Source organism: Brevibacterium sp. HMSC22B09 (assembly GCF_001806795.1).
GTDB lineage: Bacteria > Actinomycetota > Actinomycetes > Actinomycetales > Brevibacteriaceae > Brevibacterium > Brevibacterium ravenspurgense.
Map to the genome: position 1 here is coordinate 1 of NZ_KV786013.1, position 14,595 is coordinate 14,595.

The window sequence follows — 14,595 nt, forward strand, 5'->3', positions numbered from 1 at the left end:
ACATTTATCAGACACGCCCTAGCCGCGCTGGGCTCTGTTCGGTTTCAGCTTTTGGGCTTACGAGGCGCCGCCCGCCTTCTGCTCTCAGGCTGACGCGTCGCTGCGCTTGGGGATGTCGGGGTCGAGCTCGATCTTCTTGTCGCTCGTGGCGTAGTCGATGCGCATCGTCATGCCGAGGGCTTTGATGGGGTTGAACAGCGTCTTGAACGACGGGTTGCCTTCTGCGCTCAGGGACTTGTAGAGCTACTCGCGCTCCAGGCCGATTTCCTTGGCAAGCTTTGCCATGCCCTTGGAGCGAGCGATGTCGCCCAGAGCTGACTTGAGGAAATCAGGGTCTTGATCCTCCAGCACAGCTTTAAGACAGTAGGCCACCTGCTCCTTCGTCTGCAGGCGTTCAGCGATGTCAAAAGGTCGCATCTTGACCTTGTTGTCAGCCATTTTGCCCCACATACCTGTATCTCAAGGACACAGAAGGCCGAGGGTTTGTGGACGGTTACTGGGACTTCACGAAGGCGTGAATGTTGTTTTCGGCGGCTGTGCTGAAACCGCAGGCTCGGTAGAAAGACTGCTGGCGTTCTTCGTCATCAGTGATGAGAACGAATTGGCGAACATGAGAAAACGCGTCCGCTGCTTCTGCCATGAGCGCCTTGCCTACCCCTGTTCGCTGCTCCTCGGGGTGAACGAGGATGTCCTGCAGGTAGGCGATTGTGTGGCCATCGGTGAGAATGCGAATGAGGCCGATGAGAGATTCTCCGCACCACGCTGACCTCAGCCACTGAGACCCGGCGACCGACGCCGCGAGCGCCTCGGGATCCCTTGTGTAGGCCAACCAGCCGACAGAGTCATAGAGGTCGACGAGCTGCTGAAGGCTTGGGATGAGATCGGTAATTCGCAACTCCGGTGTCATGTGACGAACTCTAGTGCTTGCGCTGACTCTTCACTGTGCGTTTGCCTACATTTGTTTGAACTATTCAAAAGAGCGACTAGGCCGAAAGTGATGAACATTGCAGATCCATCAGCGGCCCTGAATGCGCACGAGGGCCCTCGTGCGGCACTCAAGGCTGTGGGTCTGCGTGTCACGTCGCCGCGCGTTGCAGCGCTGGAAGCGCTCAGCGGGCACGGTCACTTCAGCGTCGAACGATTGCTCGACGACGTCCGAAAGACCCTGCCCACGGTGAGCTTCCAAACTCTGTACGGCGTGCTCGAAGCACTGAAGAGTGCAGGGCTTGTGCGCAAGATCGAAGTGGGAGGACACCCTGCGCTCTTCGAACTCGACCACGGCGACAACCATCACCACACTGTGTGCCGCAGATGCGGCGCAGTGGAAGACACTCCGTGTGCCACGCAGGCCCCGCCGTGCATTCACCCGCCGGCAGGGTTCGCAGCGGAGGTCACGGAAGTGACCTTCTACGGCCTGTGTGCCGAATGCTCGCAAGTTTCCGAATCCACAATCGCCCCTTGAAAGGAATCAGCACATGACTGACACCGGTTGACCACCCAATCAGGTGCGCCTGTCCAGAACAACGAGCACTCGCTCACGATGGGCCCGGACGGCACCACTGCCCTCCACGACCACTACCTGCTGGAGAAGCTCGCATCGTTCAACCGCGAGCGCGTTCCGGAGCGCAACCCGCACGCTAAGGGTGGCGGCGCATTCGGCGAATTCGAAGTCACCGAAGACGTGTCGAAGTACACCTCGGCAGCCGTCTTCCAGCCCGGCACCAAGTCCGAGACGCTCATCCGCTTCTCGACCGTTGCCGGTGAGCAGGGCTCGCCTGATACGTGGCGCGACGTCCGCGGCTTCTCGCTGCGCTTCTACACGACCGAGGGCAACCTCGACATCGTCGGCAACAACACGCCCACGTTCTTCATCCGCGACGGCATCAAGCTCCCCGACTTCATCCACTCGCAGAAGCGCCTGGGCGACTCCGGCCTGCGCGATGCGGACATGCAGTGGGATTTCTGGACGCTCTCGCCTGAGTCCAGCCACCAGGTCACCTACCTCATGGGCGACCGCGGTCTGCCGCGCACGTGGCGCAACATGAACGGCTACGGATCGCACACCTACCAGTGGATCAACGAAGCCGGCGAGCGCTTCTGGGTCAAGTACCACTTCCTGACCCAGCAGGGCGAAGAGAACATGACGGCTGAAGAAGCCGAGAAGCTGGCAGGCTCGGACGCCGAGTACCACCGCCGCGACCTCTTCAACTCGATCAAGGACGGCAACTTCCCCAAGTGGGACATGTACGTCCAGATCATGCCGTACGAAGAGGCCAAGACCTACCGCCTCAACCCCTTCGACCTCACCAAGACGTGGCCGAAGGCCGACTACCCGCGCATCAAGGTCGGCACGCTGACCCTGAACCGCAACCCGCAGAACTTCTTCCAGGAGATTGAGCAGGCTGCGTTCACGCCGGGCAACCAGGTTCCGGGCACCGGAATCTCGCCGGACAAGATGCTCATGGCCCGCGTGTTCTCCTACCCGGATGCACAGCGCAACCGCGTCGGCACCAACTACAACCAGCTGCCGGTTAACCAGCCGCGTGCCACCGAGGCCAAGAACTACATGCACGAAGGCCACATGAACTACGCGATCACGCCTGCTGAGCACCGCGTGTACTCGCCGCACTTCTACGGCACCGAAGGTGGCCCAGTGGCTGACGAGTCGGTCAAGGAAGCAAGCTGGGAGAACGACGGCTCGCTCGTCCGCGCTGCAGCAACCCTGCGCAAGGACGACGATGACTTCGGCCAGGCAGGCATCCTCTACCGCGACGTCTTCACCGACGAGCAGAAGGACCGCTTCAAGGAGACGCTGTGCGGACAGTGCATGGCCATCACCGTCGACCGCATCCGCGAACAGTTCTTCGAGTACTGGACCAACGTGGACGCCGACCTCGGCGTTCACCTGCGCGAGTGCTACAAGAGCTGCTCCAGCAAGAACGCTGCAACGGACGCACACGAAGACGCCTGATCAGCACCGCTGACACAGCCGCACTGAGCTCAGATCTGAAAGTCCAGAGCTGAGAAGCAGACAGCGCCCGGGTACCGCAAGGAGCCCGGGCGCTGCTGTTTTGACGTCGGCCTCAGGAGACGTGTCCGCCTGAACACATGTTGTGCGCGTACGTACCCGTACAGACTGTGTTTAGGCGAACATCTTTGCGGAAGAGCTTCGCAGCCACGCGCGCCTGACGGCCGGCCACACAGCTTCTGCCCACACGGTGTACCCGTGGTCATTGGGGTGGAAGACGTCCGATTCCATTGTGAAGAATTGCCGTGGAATCCCCAGGGTGCTACGCGACCACAGGGACGCTGTTGCCGCGTACAGTTCGGCAAGTTCAAGGTCGTTCTCAGCGGCCAGACGGCGGATCAGGGCATTCGCTGCACGGCATTTGCGCTCAAATGCGGGCAGACCGAAGCTCGGCACGGTTGATACGACAGTCCCCGCCGGCAGTGCCGGATACAGGCGCTCAGCAGTCCACGCGAATCCATCGTCAGTGAACGCGCGGTCGGCGATGTCGTTGCCGCCGATGACGCACATCGTGACATCAGCCTGAGCGAACATGCGCCCAGCTTTGAGTTCCGGAAGCTGCTGCTCCATGAGAAGCCACGAAGAGTCTCCCGGTTGGGCGATATTGCACACGAGAACCGGTGCGCCGGCCTCAGAAGCCAAACGCTTCAGTACAAGGCCGACATAGCCGCGGTCAGCGCTGGAAGCGCCCACTCCGCTGGCTGCGGAATCACCCAGAACATTGACCCTGAGGGGAGGCGCGTCACCGGACCAACCTGACACCGGACCAAACGAGCCGTCGGGGAAGAAGGCGAGCTCCGCCTCGTGAAAGTGCTTCCACCACCCGCGGCGGGTGCGGGCCTGCACCCCGTTCATCCATGCGGAACTCGACAGCCAGCCGGCTGTCGCACCGGCGGCCACACCTGCGGCGACCAGGGCGGCCCGGCCCCAGAGGGGCAGGCCCTGCGAACTAAGCGAACTCAGCCGGGACAGCGCGTTCACACTCGGGCGCCTTCAGCCCTGCGCTCGGCGTCGGTTTCGATCGAGTAGGTGCCCTCGCGCTTCTTGAACCAGCGGATGACCACCTGCGTGACGGGCAGGAACAGCACTTCGACCGCGACCTTGTACACAAAGCCGAACAGCACGTACTTGATGAACTCACCGCCGGGAATCACACCGGCAAAGGCCACGGTGCAGAAGATGACGGTGTCAGCTGCTTCGCCCACACCCGTCGAACCCAGCAGGCGAACCCACAGGGCGCGCTCGCCCATGCGACGTTTGATCCGCACAAGAACGAAGGCGTTGAGCATCTGGCCTACGGCATAGCCGGCAAGCGATGCCGCGACGATCCGCGGATAGAAGCCCAACACCGCGGCGAAAGCCTCTTGGCCGTCATAGCCGGGGCCGGGCGGGGCGATGATGACCAGCAGGAAGATGAGTGAGGCCCCCAGCTGCGACACAAAGCCCATGATGACGGCCTTGCGGGCGGCTGCGAAGCCGTACACCTCGGAAATGACGTCGCCCATGATGTACACGAACGGGAATAGGAAGGCGCCGCCGTCGGCCACAATCCAATAGTTGTCGGTGCTTTCGCCCATGGGGAAGAACGCGATGACCTTCGTGGCTGAAATGTTCGACACGAGCAGAGCCACGCAGAAGAACGCCAGAACAACCGCGTAGTAGCGCCCACGTGACGATGCGAAGGCAACCAGTCGCGCACCCGCGGTTTGGGCTGACTGTGCGGAAGCAGGACGGGATTCGTGGGGCTCTTGTCTTCCGGAGCCCGGGACAGTGTCAGCGTTCAACGTCGATTTCCTCTCCGCCGGTCAGGCGCAGCAGTTCCGCGTACGTCAGCGGGAACATCGAATCCGCGGTGCCGGCGGCCGCCCACAGCATGGGATAGGCCGCGAGCGCCCGGTCGATGAACGTGCGAATCGGCTTGCTGTGACCAGCTGGGGCAACCCCGCCGATCACCTGCCCGGTGGCTTCCTTCACCACGTCCGCGTTGGCCCGGCTGATCTTCCCGCCGGTCTGCTCTTCGACAAAACCCGTGTCCACGCGGTGCGCGCCGGAGGTCATGATGAGCACCGGTTCGCCGTCAAGCCGGAAGATGAGGCTGTTGGCAATCGCACCTGTCTCAATGCCCAGGTGAGCAGCCGCATCGGCAGCCGTGGGCAGGTGTACGGTGAAGATCGTGATCTCCCCGGTGATGCCGGCTTTGTCGAGGTCAGCCTGGACTCGCTGATTGCGTTCGTGCACGGTTCAGACCTCCCGAGGTGCTTCCGGGTGGGTTTCGGCAGGTGCCTGGGCGGGGGAGCCGGCGGCTGCCGAGGTGTCGGCGGGGGAGCCGACCGGCACCTCGGCCTGGGTCTGTTCTCGGGTTGGCAGACCGCGGCGGCGCAGCAGCGGATCGACGGTGGGCTGTTCGCCGAAGAACTGGGTGATGGCCTGTTCCGGGTCAACCGAGAAGCCCGGCGCCAGAATGGAGCGGCGGAACGCCTGACCGGACTCGGCCTTCAGGCCGCCCTGCTGGTCAAACCACTCGGATACGTAGGCGGCCAGCTGCTCTGACCACAGGTACGAGTAGTAGCCGGCCGCATAGCCGAAGCTGAAGGCGTGCATAAAGTACGGCGAACGGTAGCGCGGCTGCACGGACGGCGAGAACCCGGCGGCAGACAGCACCTCGGATTCGAAGTCGAGAACCGCCTCGATCTGTTCGCCCGGTTCCAGACCGTGCCACGAAAGGTCCAGAAGAGCGGCAGCCAGGTATTCGATCGTGCCGAAGCCCTGCCCGAACTTCTGCGCCTGCTTGATCTGCTCGACCAGGTTTTCCGGCAGCGGTTCGCCCGTTGTGATGTGGCGGGCGTAGTTCGGCAGAACATCCGGGTGGAGCATCCACATTTCGTTCAGCTGCGACGGGAACTCAACATAGTCCCGGGGGACCGAGGTGCCTGCCCGGCTGGGGTAGGTGGAATCGGCAAACAGTCCGTGCCACACGTGGCCGAACTCGTGGAAGAGCGTGTTGACGTCGTCCAGGCTCAGCAGGGCCGGTTCGCCGGGTGCCGGGCGGGGCACGTTCATCGTCATGGTGATGATGGGCTGTTCACCTGTCAGGCGGGCGCCGGTCACGAGTTCCGCCATCCACGCCCCACCGCGCTTGCTGGGGCGCGTGTACGGGTCGATGCAGACCAGGCCCAGAACTTTGGCGCCCTCGGAGATTTCCCACACCGTGACGGTTTCGTCCCACAGGCGGCCTGCGAAACGGTCGGTGACGTTTTCAAAGCTCAATCCGTACAGCACGCTCGCGGCGTAGAAAACACCGTCGTGCAACACCCGGTTGAACTCGAAGTACTTGCTGATTTCGCTGTGGTCGATGCCGTACAGCTGCGAACCCACGCGGCGCAGCCAGAACGGGATGTCCTCAGCGGCAAGCCTCTGCGGCTGCGCGGTCTTCTCAATCGTTGCGAGTTCACGCTGCAGCTGCTGATTGGCCGGCTCCAGCAGCGAAATGAGCAGACTCGAAGCCTGTTCCGGGTTGCCGGCCTGCTGCGGTTCAATCGCGTACTCGCTGAACGAGCTGTAGCCCAGCACACCGGCCAGAGCGGCGCGCAGCGCCGTGATGTCTGCAACCAGACCTCGGGTGTCACCCTCACCGCCGCGACTGCACCGATCAGCGGACGCAGCAAACAGCGCCGAGCGGGTCTCCGGATCGGTGAGTGATTCAGCCGGCGGCTGCACTGTCGTCGACTCCAAAGGCAGCACCCAACCGTCAACACCGCGTTCCTGCGCCTGGGCAGCGGCGGCGGCCAGCTGAGGCTCAGTCAGCCCGTCAGGTGAGTACGGGCCGCCGCGTTCAATCACAAAAGCCGAAGCGTTGGTTTCAGCCAGGACGGTGTTCGCAAAGCGGTTCTCCAAACGGGTCAGCTCCGCTGACACCGCCTCGACGCGCTTCTTGCCGTCATCGTCCAGGCGGGCGCCGGCGCGAATGAAATCAGCCAGGAGGAGCTGCAGGTGACGACGGTCTTCCGGCAGAAGGGAAGTGTCGTTGATCGCCTCAAGCCTGTTGAACAGGGCGGAGTTGAGCTCAACGCCGAGGAAAGCCGAGGACAGTTCCGCATCGATTTCCGCAAGCGCGTCGCTGTTGTCGTCCGTGTGGGCTGAACCCTGCAAGACACCGGCCACTGCGGACAGGCGGCGCAGCGGCTCCATCGCCTTTTCCAGGGCGACGACAGTGTTGTAGAAGTCAGCGGGTGATTCGTCCGAGGCGATCGCTTCGAGATCCTGCTGGAACTGAGTGAGAACAGCTGCGAGTGTGCTGCGGAGCTCCTCGGCGGACAGGTGGAAGTCCGGCAGCGTCAGCGATGCCGGGTGGGTTATCCAGGCGAGCAGCGAATCCGCGGGGGCTGCGCCGTCGGTGTGTTCGGGGATAGTGGACACGTGCTTCTCCTCTTACAGGCTCGGGCGTCAGACTGTACCTGCCGACGATGTCAGCCGAGCGCTGAGTATCGTGAACTTCGTGAGCAGCTTCGACGGATATCCGCGCGGGCACCGGCAGACGAAGAAGATCGAAATCGGTCTGCTCGTCGCGGGCCTGGCAACCTTCGTGCTGCTTTACAACACGCAAGCTATTTTGCCCTATTTCACGCGGGACCTGCGGATCTCCCCGTCACAGTCAGCCCTTTCGGTGTCCGTTGCAACGGCGGGTCTTGCGGTTGGGCTCATTGCGGCAGCCCCCGTTTCCGAGCGGATCGGCAGGGTCGCACTCATCCGCTTCTCCCTGCTGTCAGCAAGCGCGTTGGGCCTGGTGAGCGCCTTTGTCACCGACTGGCCGACCTTCCTCATTCTGCGCTTTGTCATGGGTGTTCTGTTGGCCGGGTTGCCCGCCACCGCAGCGGTGTATTTGAAAGAGGAAATCCACCCGGACTACGCGACGGCTGCTACGGGGATCTACATCTTCGGCACAACGCTCGGAGGTCTGAGCGCTCGCCTCATCACGTCCGGTGTTGTCAGCCTGCACGAACGGCTGGATCTGGGCGCGCCCCTAGGGCTGGATGCGGCTCACTTCGCTCTGTTTGTGTCAGCACTTGCTGCCTCTGCGTGTGCTGTGGGTGCGTGGCTGCTGTTGCCGCAGTCGCGCGGCTTTGCGCCCCACCCGGCGCATCCGCGGCAGCTTCTGCGCGACTTCGCCAAGGTTTTCACCGACCCTGTCCTGGTGGGCCTGTACGTGCTGGCGTTCTTCGGCATGGGTGCTTTTGTCGGTACGTTCAATGTTCTTGGCTTCCGCCTTGAGGCAGCCCCCTACGGTCTGTCGGTTGCCGTGGTCGGTCTGCTCTACCTGGCCTATCCGGTGGCAGGTTTTGTCGGCGCTCGCGCGGCACGGCTGGCCAACCGCTACTCAATGCGGGCGGTGATTGTCTTCGGTCCTCTGACTGCGCTGGTCGGTGTTGGACTGCTCGCGACCTCGCCTTTGGCGGTCATTGTGTTTGGTCTGCTGGTGCTCGCCTCGGGGTTCTTCATCACCCACTCGATCGCGTCTGCTTGGGTCCCCTCCCGAGGCGCCGCCCGCCTCGGTCTGCCCGCTCAGGCGGCCAGCATGTACATGCTGTTCTACTACATGGGGTCATCAGCAGCGGGGAACCTCACGCCGCTTGCCTGGCAGGACTTCGGCTGGTGGGGTGTCACCGCGATGACTGGTGCGTTCATGGGTGTGAGCCTGCTGATTGCGATTGGTTTGGCGAAGTCGAAGAAGGCCTGAGCGCTGCGGCCTGTGGGACCTAGACTGAACGGGTGAGCGCAATCACGATCAACGGCCGGAACGCGAACCCGTTTGTCATCGGGTTCCTCGGCATGCTCGGAGCAGGACTGGCGTACGGGCTCTTTCACCTGGTCGACGACCTCGCCGGTGTCATCGTCTGCATTGCCTGCGCGCTGTTCCTCGCACTCGGTCTTGAGCCGGTCATCCGGTTCCTCAACAACCGGGGAATCAAACGCGGATGGGCTGTCACCATCACGTCGCTGGCCGTCGTCATCGTCGCAGCCGGCGTTCTGCTGCTCGTCGTCCCGCCAGTGGTGCGGCAGGTGCAGCAGTTCATCGGCGACATCCCGCGGATCATCGACGACATTATTCATGAGCCGTGGTTTGCGAAGCTCGAAGACAACCTGCCGTTCGGCATCGACCTCAACGAGAGCCTTGAGAACGCCGGCGCCTGGGCCTCGAATCCTGCGAACCTCGCCAGCATCGGCGGTGGTGTTCTGACGCTCGGTGCGGGAGTCATGACGTTCACCACGAACGTCATCATCGTCATCATCCTCACCCTGTACTTCGCGGCGGGACTGCCCCGCATCAAATCGGCGTTCTACCGGCTCATGCCGGCACGCAAACGTGATGACGTTGAGGACGTCACGGAGGAGATCACCGGTTCGGTTGGCCGCTACATCCTGGGCCAGAGCGCGCTCGCGGCCACCAACGGAGTGCTGTCGGCGGTGTTCCTCACCATCATCGGGGCTCCGCTGCCTGCCCTTTTGGCGTTCATCGCCTTCCTCGGTTCGCTCATTCCACTGGTCGGGACGATCTCGGCATCATGCGTCATTGTGGTGTCGTGCCTGATGAGCTCACCCACCCTGGCGCTCATCGCCGCGATCTACTACCTGGTGTACATGCAGATTGAGGCCTACGTCTTCAACCCGCGCATCATGAAGGCTGTGACCGACGTTCCCGGGCCGATCGTCATCATCGCCGCGATTGCCGGAGCGACGCTCGGTGGAGTGCTCGGGGCTATTGCATCGATTCCTGTCGCAGCGTCACTGCTCATCATCTACCGCAGGGTCGTCGTCCCACGCCAAGACGCGAAGCACTAGCGGAAGCCCTCTGAGCACGGGTGGCCGCAACGCGAGAGGTGTCAGTGCTGAACCTCAGCACTGACACTTCGGAAATCAGTCGTCGACCGTGCACATGCCGTATTTCGGTTCGACGTTGAACAGCCCGTAGTGGTCGATGGTTGAGCCATTGCTCTTGCAGTGGCCAGTCCAGCCCGTGTATTCCTCATCGAGACTGTCCGTGGAGTGGCCGGGCAGGTAGAGCTCGAACTCCTCGCCTTTTTCAAAGCCGTACGGCTCAGCGTATTCGATCGTACGACCGTCCCTTTCGGTCTTTTCGCCCGTCGGGGTGGTCGTCTTCAGGTCTTTGAGTTTGAGCTTGTACGTGTATTCGTCAACCCGTTTGGCGACTTCGAAGCGACCGTTGAATTCAGCGGTGTGCTCGCCGCGGACGTTGGCATCTATGTATGAGCCGGTGAACTTGCCGTCCTTTTCCATCGTGATGCTTGTGTTCCACGCGCCAGCGCCAGACGAGAATACGAACATCTTGCCCTCGAGTTCGGCAAGGGCTTTCTTTCCGCCAGAGCCTTCGGGGTAGATTTCGCGTGAGTAGGCGTAGAGCTCCAGCGGCTCTTCTGCCTTGAACAGTTCGGCATTGACCATTTCTCGGCTCTTTTTGCCGTCAAACGGGTTGCCGGCTTTTTCGCTCGCGTTGAACTTGGCTTCCAGAGGGGCTGTCGCCGTCACATCGGCGCTTCCGGCGTAGGTGCCGTCAAGGCCGGGAAGCTCAATGAGCTCGGCTTTGTCGGATTTGGGTTCGGCCTTTTCGAGCGAAGCATCGAAGTCAGTGTCAATGCCGGTTGTGATCTCTGGGCCGGCGATCCCGAAGACGCTGCTGGTGAGGTTCACATTGACCGCGCCGTGCCCTGAAGCATCGAGGTTGTCCTGATCTGCCGCGGCGATTTCAAATGTCTGCTCGCTCTCTTCGTCAATGGGCGACAGACCCTCGCCGGACAGGTAACGGTACCCGACGGTCCGCTCGAGACTTGATTTGACGGTCGCATCCGCTTCTGTGTCAACACTGCCGTTGGCCGAAACAGAAAGCTCGTTGACCAGAGTGACAGGGAAGTCATCGACGATGATCGTCACCGGCAGAACCTGCTTGGTGAAGAGGTCTTTGTTCCAATCGCCCGGGTTCTGCAGCTTGAACTCGCTGTCGAGGTTCAGGTCGGCTTTCGTCTCGAAGTCGATTTTGCCGTTCTCGGCGACCCTCATGTTGAGCGACAGGGCCAAAGATCCGGTGGCGTCGAGTTCGTCACCCGAATACGAAAAGATTTCCCCATCGGCTGCGACGGGGGCCGCGTGCGCCGGTGCCGCGCCAAGCGGGTTCCCCTTGGACGGGCCGTGGTCGTCAAGCGTGTGATTGCCGTCCGGGTCGATGTTGATGTCGAGGTTGATATCGGCCTTTTTGATTGCATCAGTCAGAGCAGCCTGCTCAGTCTCGAGCACCATTTCGCCGTCCTGCTTTTTAACGGAGGTGACTTTGCGCAGGAAGCCGTTCGGAGCTGCTTGGCCTGTCCCTCCGGCGACGATTGCGCCTTCTGCGATCGAGCTGTCCTCGTCGATCGTGACGCTGTCCTCGGTGACATCGTGGACGGTGAAGCCGTCTTTGCCACCGGCGATGTGCACGTTGGGCTTGAGCGTGAGTGTGGAGGGTTTCTTTCCGAGGGCGGCGAACATGACCCCGCCTACGACGAGTGCGACCACTGCCACGATCGCGATGATGATGCTTTTGCGCATGACCTTCTATTCCTCTGTCTGGACACGACGATCGCTGCTGAAAATCGCAGTTCAATAGTCAACAGTGACGGCGGCGAAGATTTCTGTGCGATACCCTTCCTCAATTCTATGCCAGTTTCGAACTAAATGGCCCAGATCTCCAGATGTGAAACGTTGCCTTCCAAACCACGTGACCGCATGTAGCCTGGCTCACATGACTGAACGATTTCCTGACGCAGTTCTGACAGACCTGCCCGACGACATCCGACAGCGGATCGAAGCAGAAGCCGAAAAGTCCGGTTTCGTTCCCAACGTATTCATCAAACTGGCTCGCCGACCCGCAGAGTTCCGCGCGTTCTTCGCCTACTACGACGCGCTCATGGACAAAGACACCGGCAGCCTGACAAAAGCCGACCGCGAAATGATCGTGACAGCCACCTCGTCAGCCAACGGGTGCCTGTACTGCGTCGTCGCCCACGGGGCGCTGCTGCGCCTGTTCAAGAAGAGCTCGGACATTGCAGACAAAGTGGCCGTCAACTACAAGCATGCCGACCTTGAACCCCGCGAAGAGGCCATGCTCGACTTCGCCATGAAAGTCTGTACCGACCCCGCAGACATCAGTGAAGACGACTTCACGCGCCTGGCCGAGCACGGCTTCGATGACGAAGACGTGTGGGACATCACCGCCATCACCGGGTTCTTCGGCCTGTCCAACCGCATGGCCACAGTGTCGGGAATGCGGCCAAACCCCGAGTTCTACACGCTCGGCCGGGTGCCGAAAGACATCTACCAGCAGCTGAACAGCTGACCGAAGCGCACGAGGTGGGGCTCACCTGGAAAGGTGAGCCCCACCTCGTGAGTATGCTCCTGATTTCGAGACACCCCTTGTCTGCCCGCGAGCAGGTGCGTAGTTTGAGGAGAGGACATCGACGTCCTGCAGCACTGCACCTGAAGTCTCAAAGGAGAGAATCATGACGGTCTACGCAGCACCCAACACACCTGACAGCAAGGTGACCTTCAAGTCCCGCTACGACAACTGGATCGGCGGGCAGTGGACGCCGCCGAAGGCCGGACGCTACTTCGAAAACCCCTCCCCGGTTACCGGCAAAGTCTTCTGCGAAGTCGCGCAGTCAGACGCTGACGACATCGAGGCAGCACTCGACGCCGCGCACAAAGCGGCCCCCGCATGGGGCAAAACAAGCCCTGCTGAACGCGCGCTCATCCTCCACCGGATTGCCGACCGGATGGAAGAGAACCTCGAAATGCTCGCTGTTGCCGAAACATGGGACAACGGCAAGGCGATCCGCGAACCGCTGACGGCTGATATTCCGCTGGCCATCGACCACTTCCGCTACTTTGCCGGCGCAATCCGCGCTCAGGAAGGCCGCCTGTCGCAGATTGACGACAACACGGTTGCCTATCACTTCAACGAACCGCTCGGCGTGGTCGGCCAGATCATTCCGTGGAACTTCCCGCTGCTCATGGCGGTGTGGAAGCTCGCTCCCGCTCTTGCTGCGGGCAACGCGGTGGTTCTCAAACCGGCCGAGCAGACACCCGCCTCGATCATGGTGCTCATTGAGCTGATCGGCGACCTGCTGCCCGACGGCGTGGTCAACATCGTCAACGGCTTTGGCGTCGAAGCGGGTAAGCCGCTGGCCTCGAACAAGCGCATCGCGAAGATCGCGTTCACCGGTGAAACGACCACCGGCCGGCTCATCATGCAGTACGCATCGCAGAACCTCATTCCCGTCACCCTGGAACTGGGCGGCAAGAGCCCCAACGTGTTCTTCGAAGACGTCATGGCAGCTGATGACACGTTCCGGCAGAAGGCGGCCGAGGGCTTCGCAATGTTCAGCCTCAACCAGGGTGAAGTCTGCACCTGCCCGTCGCGCGCATTCGTGCAGGAGAGCATCTTCGACGACTTCGTCGAACTCGGCCTTGAGCGCGTCCGCAACACCAAGCAGGGCAACCCGCTGGACACGGACACGCAGATTGGCGCGCAGGCTTCGACCGATCAGCTTGAGAAGATCAAGTCGTACCTGCAGATCGGCAAGGACGAAGGCGCAGAAGTGCTCATCGGCGGTGAGCAGAACCACCTCGACGGCGACCTCGCCGATGGATTCTACGTCCAGCCGACGGTCTTCAAGGGCGACAACAGCATGCGGATCTTCCAGGAGGAGATCTTCGGCCCCGTCCTCGCGCTGACATCGTTCACCGACTACGACTCTGTCATCAAGGAAGCGAACAACACGCTCTACGGCCTGGGTGCCGGTGTGTGGTCGCGCAACGGCGGCATCGCGTACCGCGCGGGTCGTGACATTCAGGCCGGCCGCGTGTGGGTGAACAACTACCACAACTACCCGGCGCACGCTGCGTTCGGCGGCTACAAGTCGTCCGGCATCGGCCGTGAGAACCACCTCATGATGCTCGACCACTACCAGCAGACCAAGAACCTGCTGGTCAGCTACGACGAAAACCCCATGGGATTCTTCTGACAATGGCTGACGACATCACCGGAGACCAGGACGGCACCACAGTGACCGCGCAAGTCGAAGCGCGGCCTGAGATCGATGGTGAACAGCGCTCGCGCGTGGGGCTGAGCCCGGCGGCGGTGGAGCTGCTGCAGAAGCTCACACAGCAGCATGGCCAGCTGATGTTCCATCAGTCCGGCGGATGCTGTGACGGGTCTGCTCCCATGTGCTATCCGGAAGGTGAGTTCCTCACCGGAGGGTCGGACGTGCTTTTGGGCACGTTCACTCTGCCCGATGTGCCCGCAGAGTCTGCGGAGATCGGCTTCTGGATGTCAAAGGAGCAGTTCGAGTACTGGAAGCACACCTACCTGCTGGTTGATGCAGTGCCCGGCAGGGGCGGTGGCTTCAGCATCGAAAGCCCCACGGGGCTGCGGTTCCTCATCAGGTCGCGGCTTCTGGACTGACCCCAAAGCACGAGGTGGGGCTCACCTGGGAAGGTGAGCCCCACCTCGTGCTTTGTGT

General features: G+C 61.8%; 14 protein-coding genes. 7 read left to right on the forward strand and 7 right to left on the reverse strand.

What is annotated here, in order from left to right; all coding sequences use genetic code 11:
• Positions 1–243: 243 nt before the first annotated feature.
• Both HMPREF3087_RS10665 and HMPREF3087_RS05120 read right to left on the reverse strand, forming a co-directional pair.
• Entirely contained in the window at positions 244–438 is a 195-nt protein-coding gene (locus tag HMPREF3087_RS10665) for an addiction module antidote protein (protein WP_197456678.1), read from the reverse strand.
• A gap of 55 nt (positions 439–493) precedes the next feature.
• On the reverse strand, positions 494–907 hold the full coding sequence (locus HMPREF3087_RS05120) for a GNAT family N-acetyltransferase (RefSeq protein WP_019174428.1): 414 nt from the start codon (positions 905–907) through the stop codon (positions 494–496).
• A gap of 90 nt (positions 908–997) precedes the next feature.
• On the opposite strand from HMPREF3087_RS05120, the gene HMPREF3087_RS05125 reads away from it, so the two are divergent.
• Positions 998–1,462 carry a Fur family transcriptional regulator gene (locus HMPREF3087_RS05125; RefSeq protein WP_070428328.1) on the forward strand — a complete coding sequence of 155 codons (465 nt, stop codon included), beginning with the start codon at positions 998–1,000 and terminating at the stop codon, positions 1,460–1,462.
• A gap of 78 nt (positions 1,463–1,540) precedes the next feature.
• Entirely contained in the window at positions 1,541–2,971 is a 1,431-nt protein-coding gene (locus HMPREF3087_RS05130; RefSeq protein ID WP_370919320.1) for a catalase, read from the forward strand.
• Between the two features lie 171 nt (positions 2,972–3,142).
• On the opposite strand, the gene HMPREF3087_RS05135 is transcribed toward HMPREF3087_RS05130, so the two are convergent.
• The 4 genes from HMPREF3087_RS05135 to HMPREF3087_RS05150 are packed head-to-tail and all read right to left on the reverse strand — an operon-like array spanning position 3,143 to position 7,444.
• Positions 3,143–4,009: an SGNH/GDSL hydrolase family protein gene (locus HMPREF3087_RS05135; protein WP_070428330.1), complete on the reverse strand. Its 867-nt coding sequence runs from the start codon at positions 4,007–4,009 to the stop codon at positions 3,143–3,145.
• Entirely contained in the window at positions 4,006–4,812 is an 807-nt protein-coding gene (locus tag HMPREF3087_RS05140; RefSeq protein ID WP_141738877.1) for a queuosine precursor transporter, read from the reverse strand. Before HMPREF3087_RS05140 ends, HMPREF3087_RS05135 begins: the two co-directional genes overlap by 4 nt.
• Positions 4,802–5,266 (reverse strand): YbaK/EbsC family protein, encoded by a 465-nt coding sequence (locus tag HMPREF3087_RS05145; RefSeq protein WP_070428331.1) that lies wholly within the window; start codon positions 5,264–5,266, stop codon positions 4,802–4,804. The genes HMPREF3087_RS05140 and HMPREF3087_RS05145 overlap by 11 nt, the downstream gene beginning before the upstream one ends.
• 3 nt (positions 5,267–5,269) lie before the next feature.
• Entirely contained in the window at positions 5,270–7,444 is a 2,175-nt protein-coding gene (locus HMPREF3087_RS05150; protein ID WP_070428332.1) for a M3 family metallopeptidase, read from the reverse strand.
• Between the two features lie 79 nt (positions 7,445–7,523).
• Between HMPREF3087_RS05150 and HMPREF3087_RS05155 the strand changes: the two genes are divergently transcribed.
• Positions 7,524–8,762 (forward strand): MFS transporter, encoded by a 1,239-nt coding sequence (locus tag HMPREF3087_RS05155; RefSeq protein ID WP_070428418.1) that lies wholly within the window; start codon positions 7,524–7,526, stop codon positions 8,760–8,762.
• Between the two features lie 32 nt (positions 8,763–8,794).
• On the forward strand, positions 8,795–9,865 hold the full coding sequence (locus tag HMPREF3087_RS05160) for an AI-2E family transporter (RefSeq protein WP_070428333.1): 1,071 nt from the start codon (positions 8,795–8,797) through the stop codon (positions 9,863–9,865).
• 75 nt (positions 9,866–9,940) lie between these two features.
• Here the strand turns inward: HMPREF3087_RS05160 and HMPREF3087_RS05165 are convergent, their stop codons facing one another.
• A complete protein-coding gene (locus tag HMPREF3087_RS05165; protein WP_070428334.1) occupies positions 9,941–11,623 on the reverse strand; it encodes a hypothetical protein in 1,683 nt (560 codons plus the stop codon).
• Positions 11,624–11,816: 193 nt separating this feature from the next.
• Between HMPREF3087_RS05165 and HMPREF3087_RS05170 the strand changes: the two genes are divergently transcribed.
• The 3 genes from HMPREF3087_RS05170 (at position 11,817) to HMPREF3087_RS05180 (ending at position 14,537) form a co-directional block, all read left to right on the forward strand.
• Positions 11,817–12,410, forward strand: coding sequence for a peroxidase-related enzyme (locus HMPREF3087_RS05170; protein WP_070428335.1), 594 nt, complete (start codon positions 11,817–11,819; stop codon positions 12,408–12,410).
• 163 nt (positions 12,411–12,573) lie between these two features.
• Positions 12,574–14,097, forward strand: a complete 1,524-nt coding sequence (locus HMPREF3087_RS05175) for an acetaldehyde dehydrogenase ExaC (protein ID WP_070428336.1) — start codon at positions 12,574–12,576, stop codon at positions 14,095–14,097.
• Positions 14,098–14,099: 2 nt separating this feature from the next.
• Positions 14,100–14,537, forward strand: a complete 438-nt coding sequence (locus HMPREF3087_RS05180; protein ID WP_070428337.1) for a DUF779 domain-containing protein — start codon at positions 14,100–14,102, stop codon at positions 14,535–14,537.
• Positions 14,538–14,595 lie beyond the last annotated feature (58 nt).

Bases quoted from the DNA above. Each gene is read 5' to 3' on its own strand.
- HMPREF3087_RS05165 (WP_070428334.1), bottom strand. From the start codon at position 11,623: ATGCGCAAAAGCATCATCATCGCGATCGTGGCAGTGGTCGCACTCGTC.
- HMPREF3087_RS05175 (WP_070428336.1), top strand. From the start codon at position 12,574: ATGACGGTCTACGCAGCACCCAACACACCTGACAGCAAGGTGACCTTC.
- HMPREF3087_RS05125 (WP_070428328.1), top strand. From the start codon at position 998: ATGAACATTGCAGATCCATCAGCGGCCCTGAATGCGCACGAGGGCCCT.
- HMPREF3087_RS05120 (WP_019174428.1), bottom strand. From the start codon at position 907: ATGACACCGGAGTTGCGAATTACCGATCTCATCCCAAGCCTTCAGCAG.
- HMPREF3087_RS10665 (WP_197456678.1), bottom strand. From the start codon at position 438: ATGGCTGACAACAAGGTCAAGATGCGACCTTTTGACATCGCTGAACGC.
- HMPREF3087_RS05180 (WP_070428337.1), top strand. From the start codon at position 14,100: ATGGCTGACGACATCACCGGAGACCAGGACGGCACCACAGTGACCGCG.
- HMPREF3087_RS05130 (WP_370919320.1), top strand. From the start codon at position 1,541: ATGGGCCCGGACGGCACCACTGCCCTCCACGACCACTACCTGCTGGAG.
- HMPREF3087_RS05170 (WP_070428335.1), top strand. From the start codon at position 11,817: ATGACTGAACGATTTCCTGACGCAGTTCTGACAGACCTGCCCGACGAC.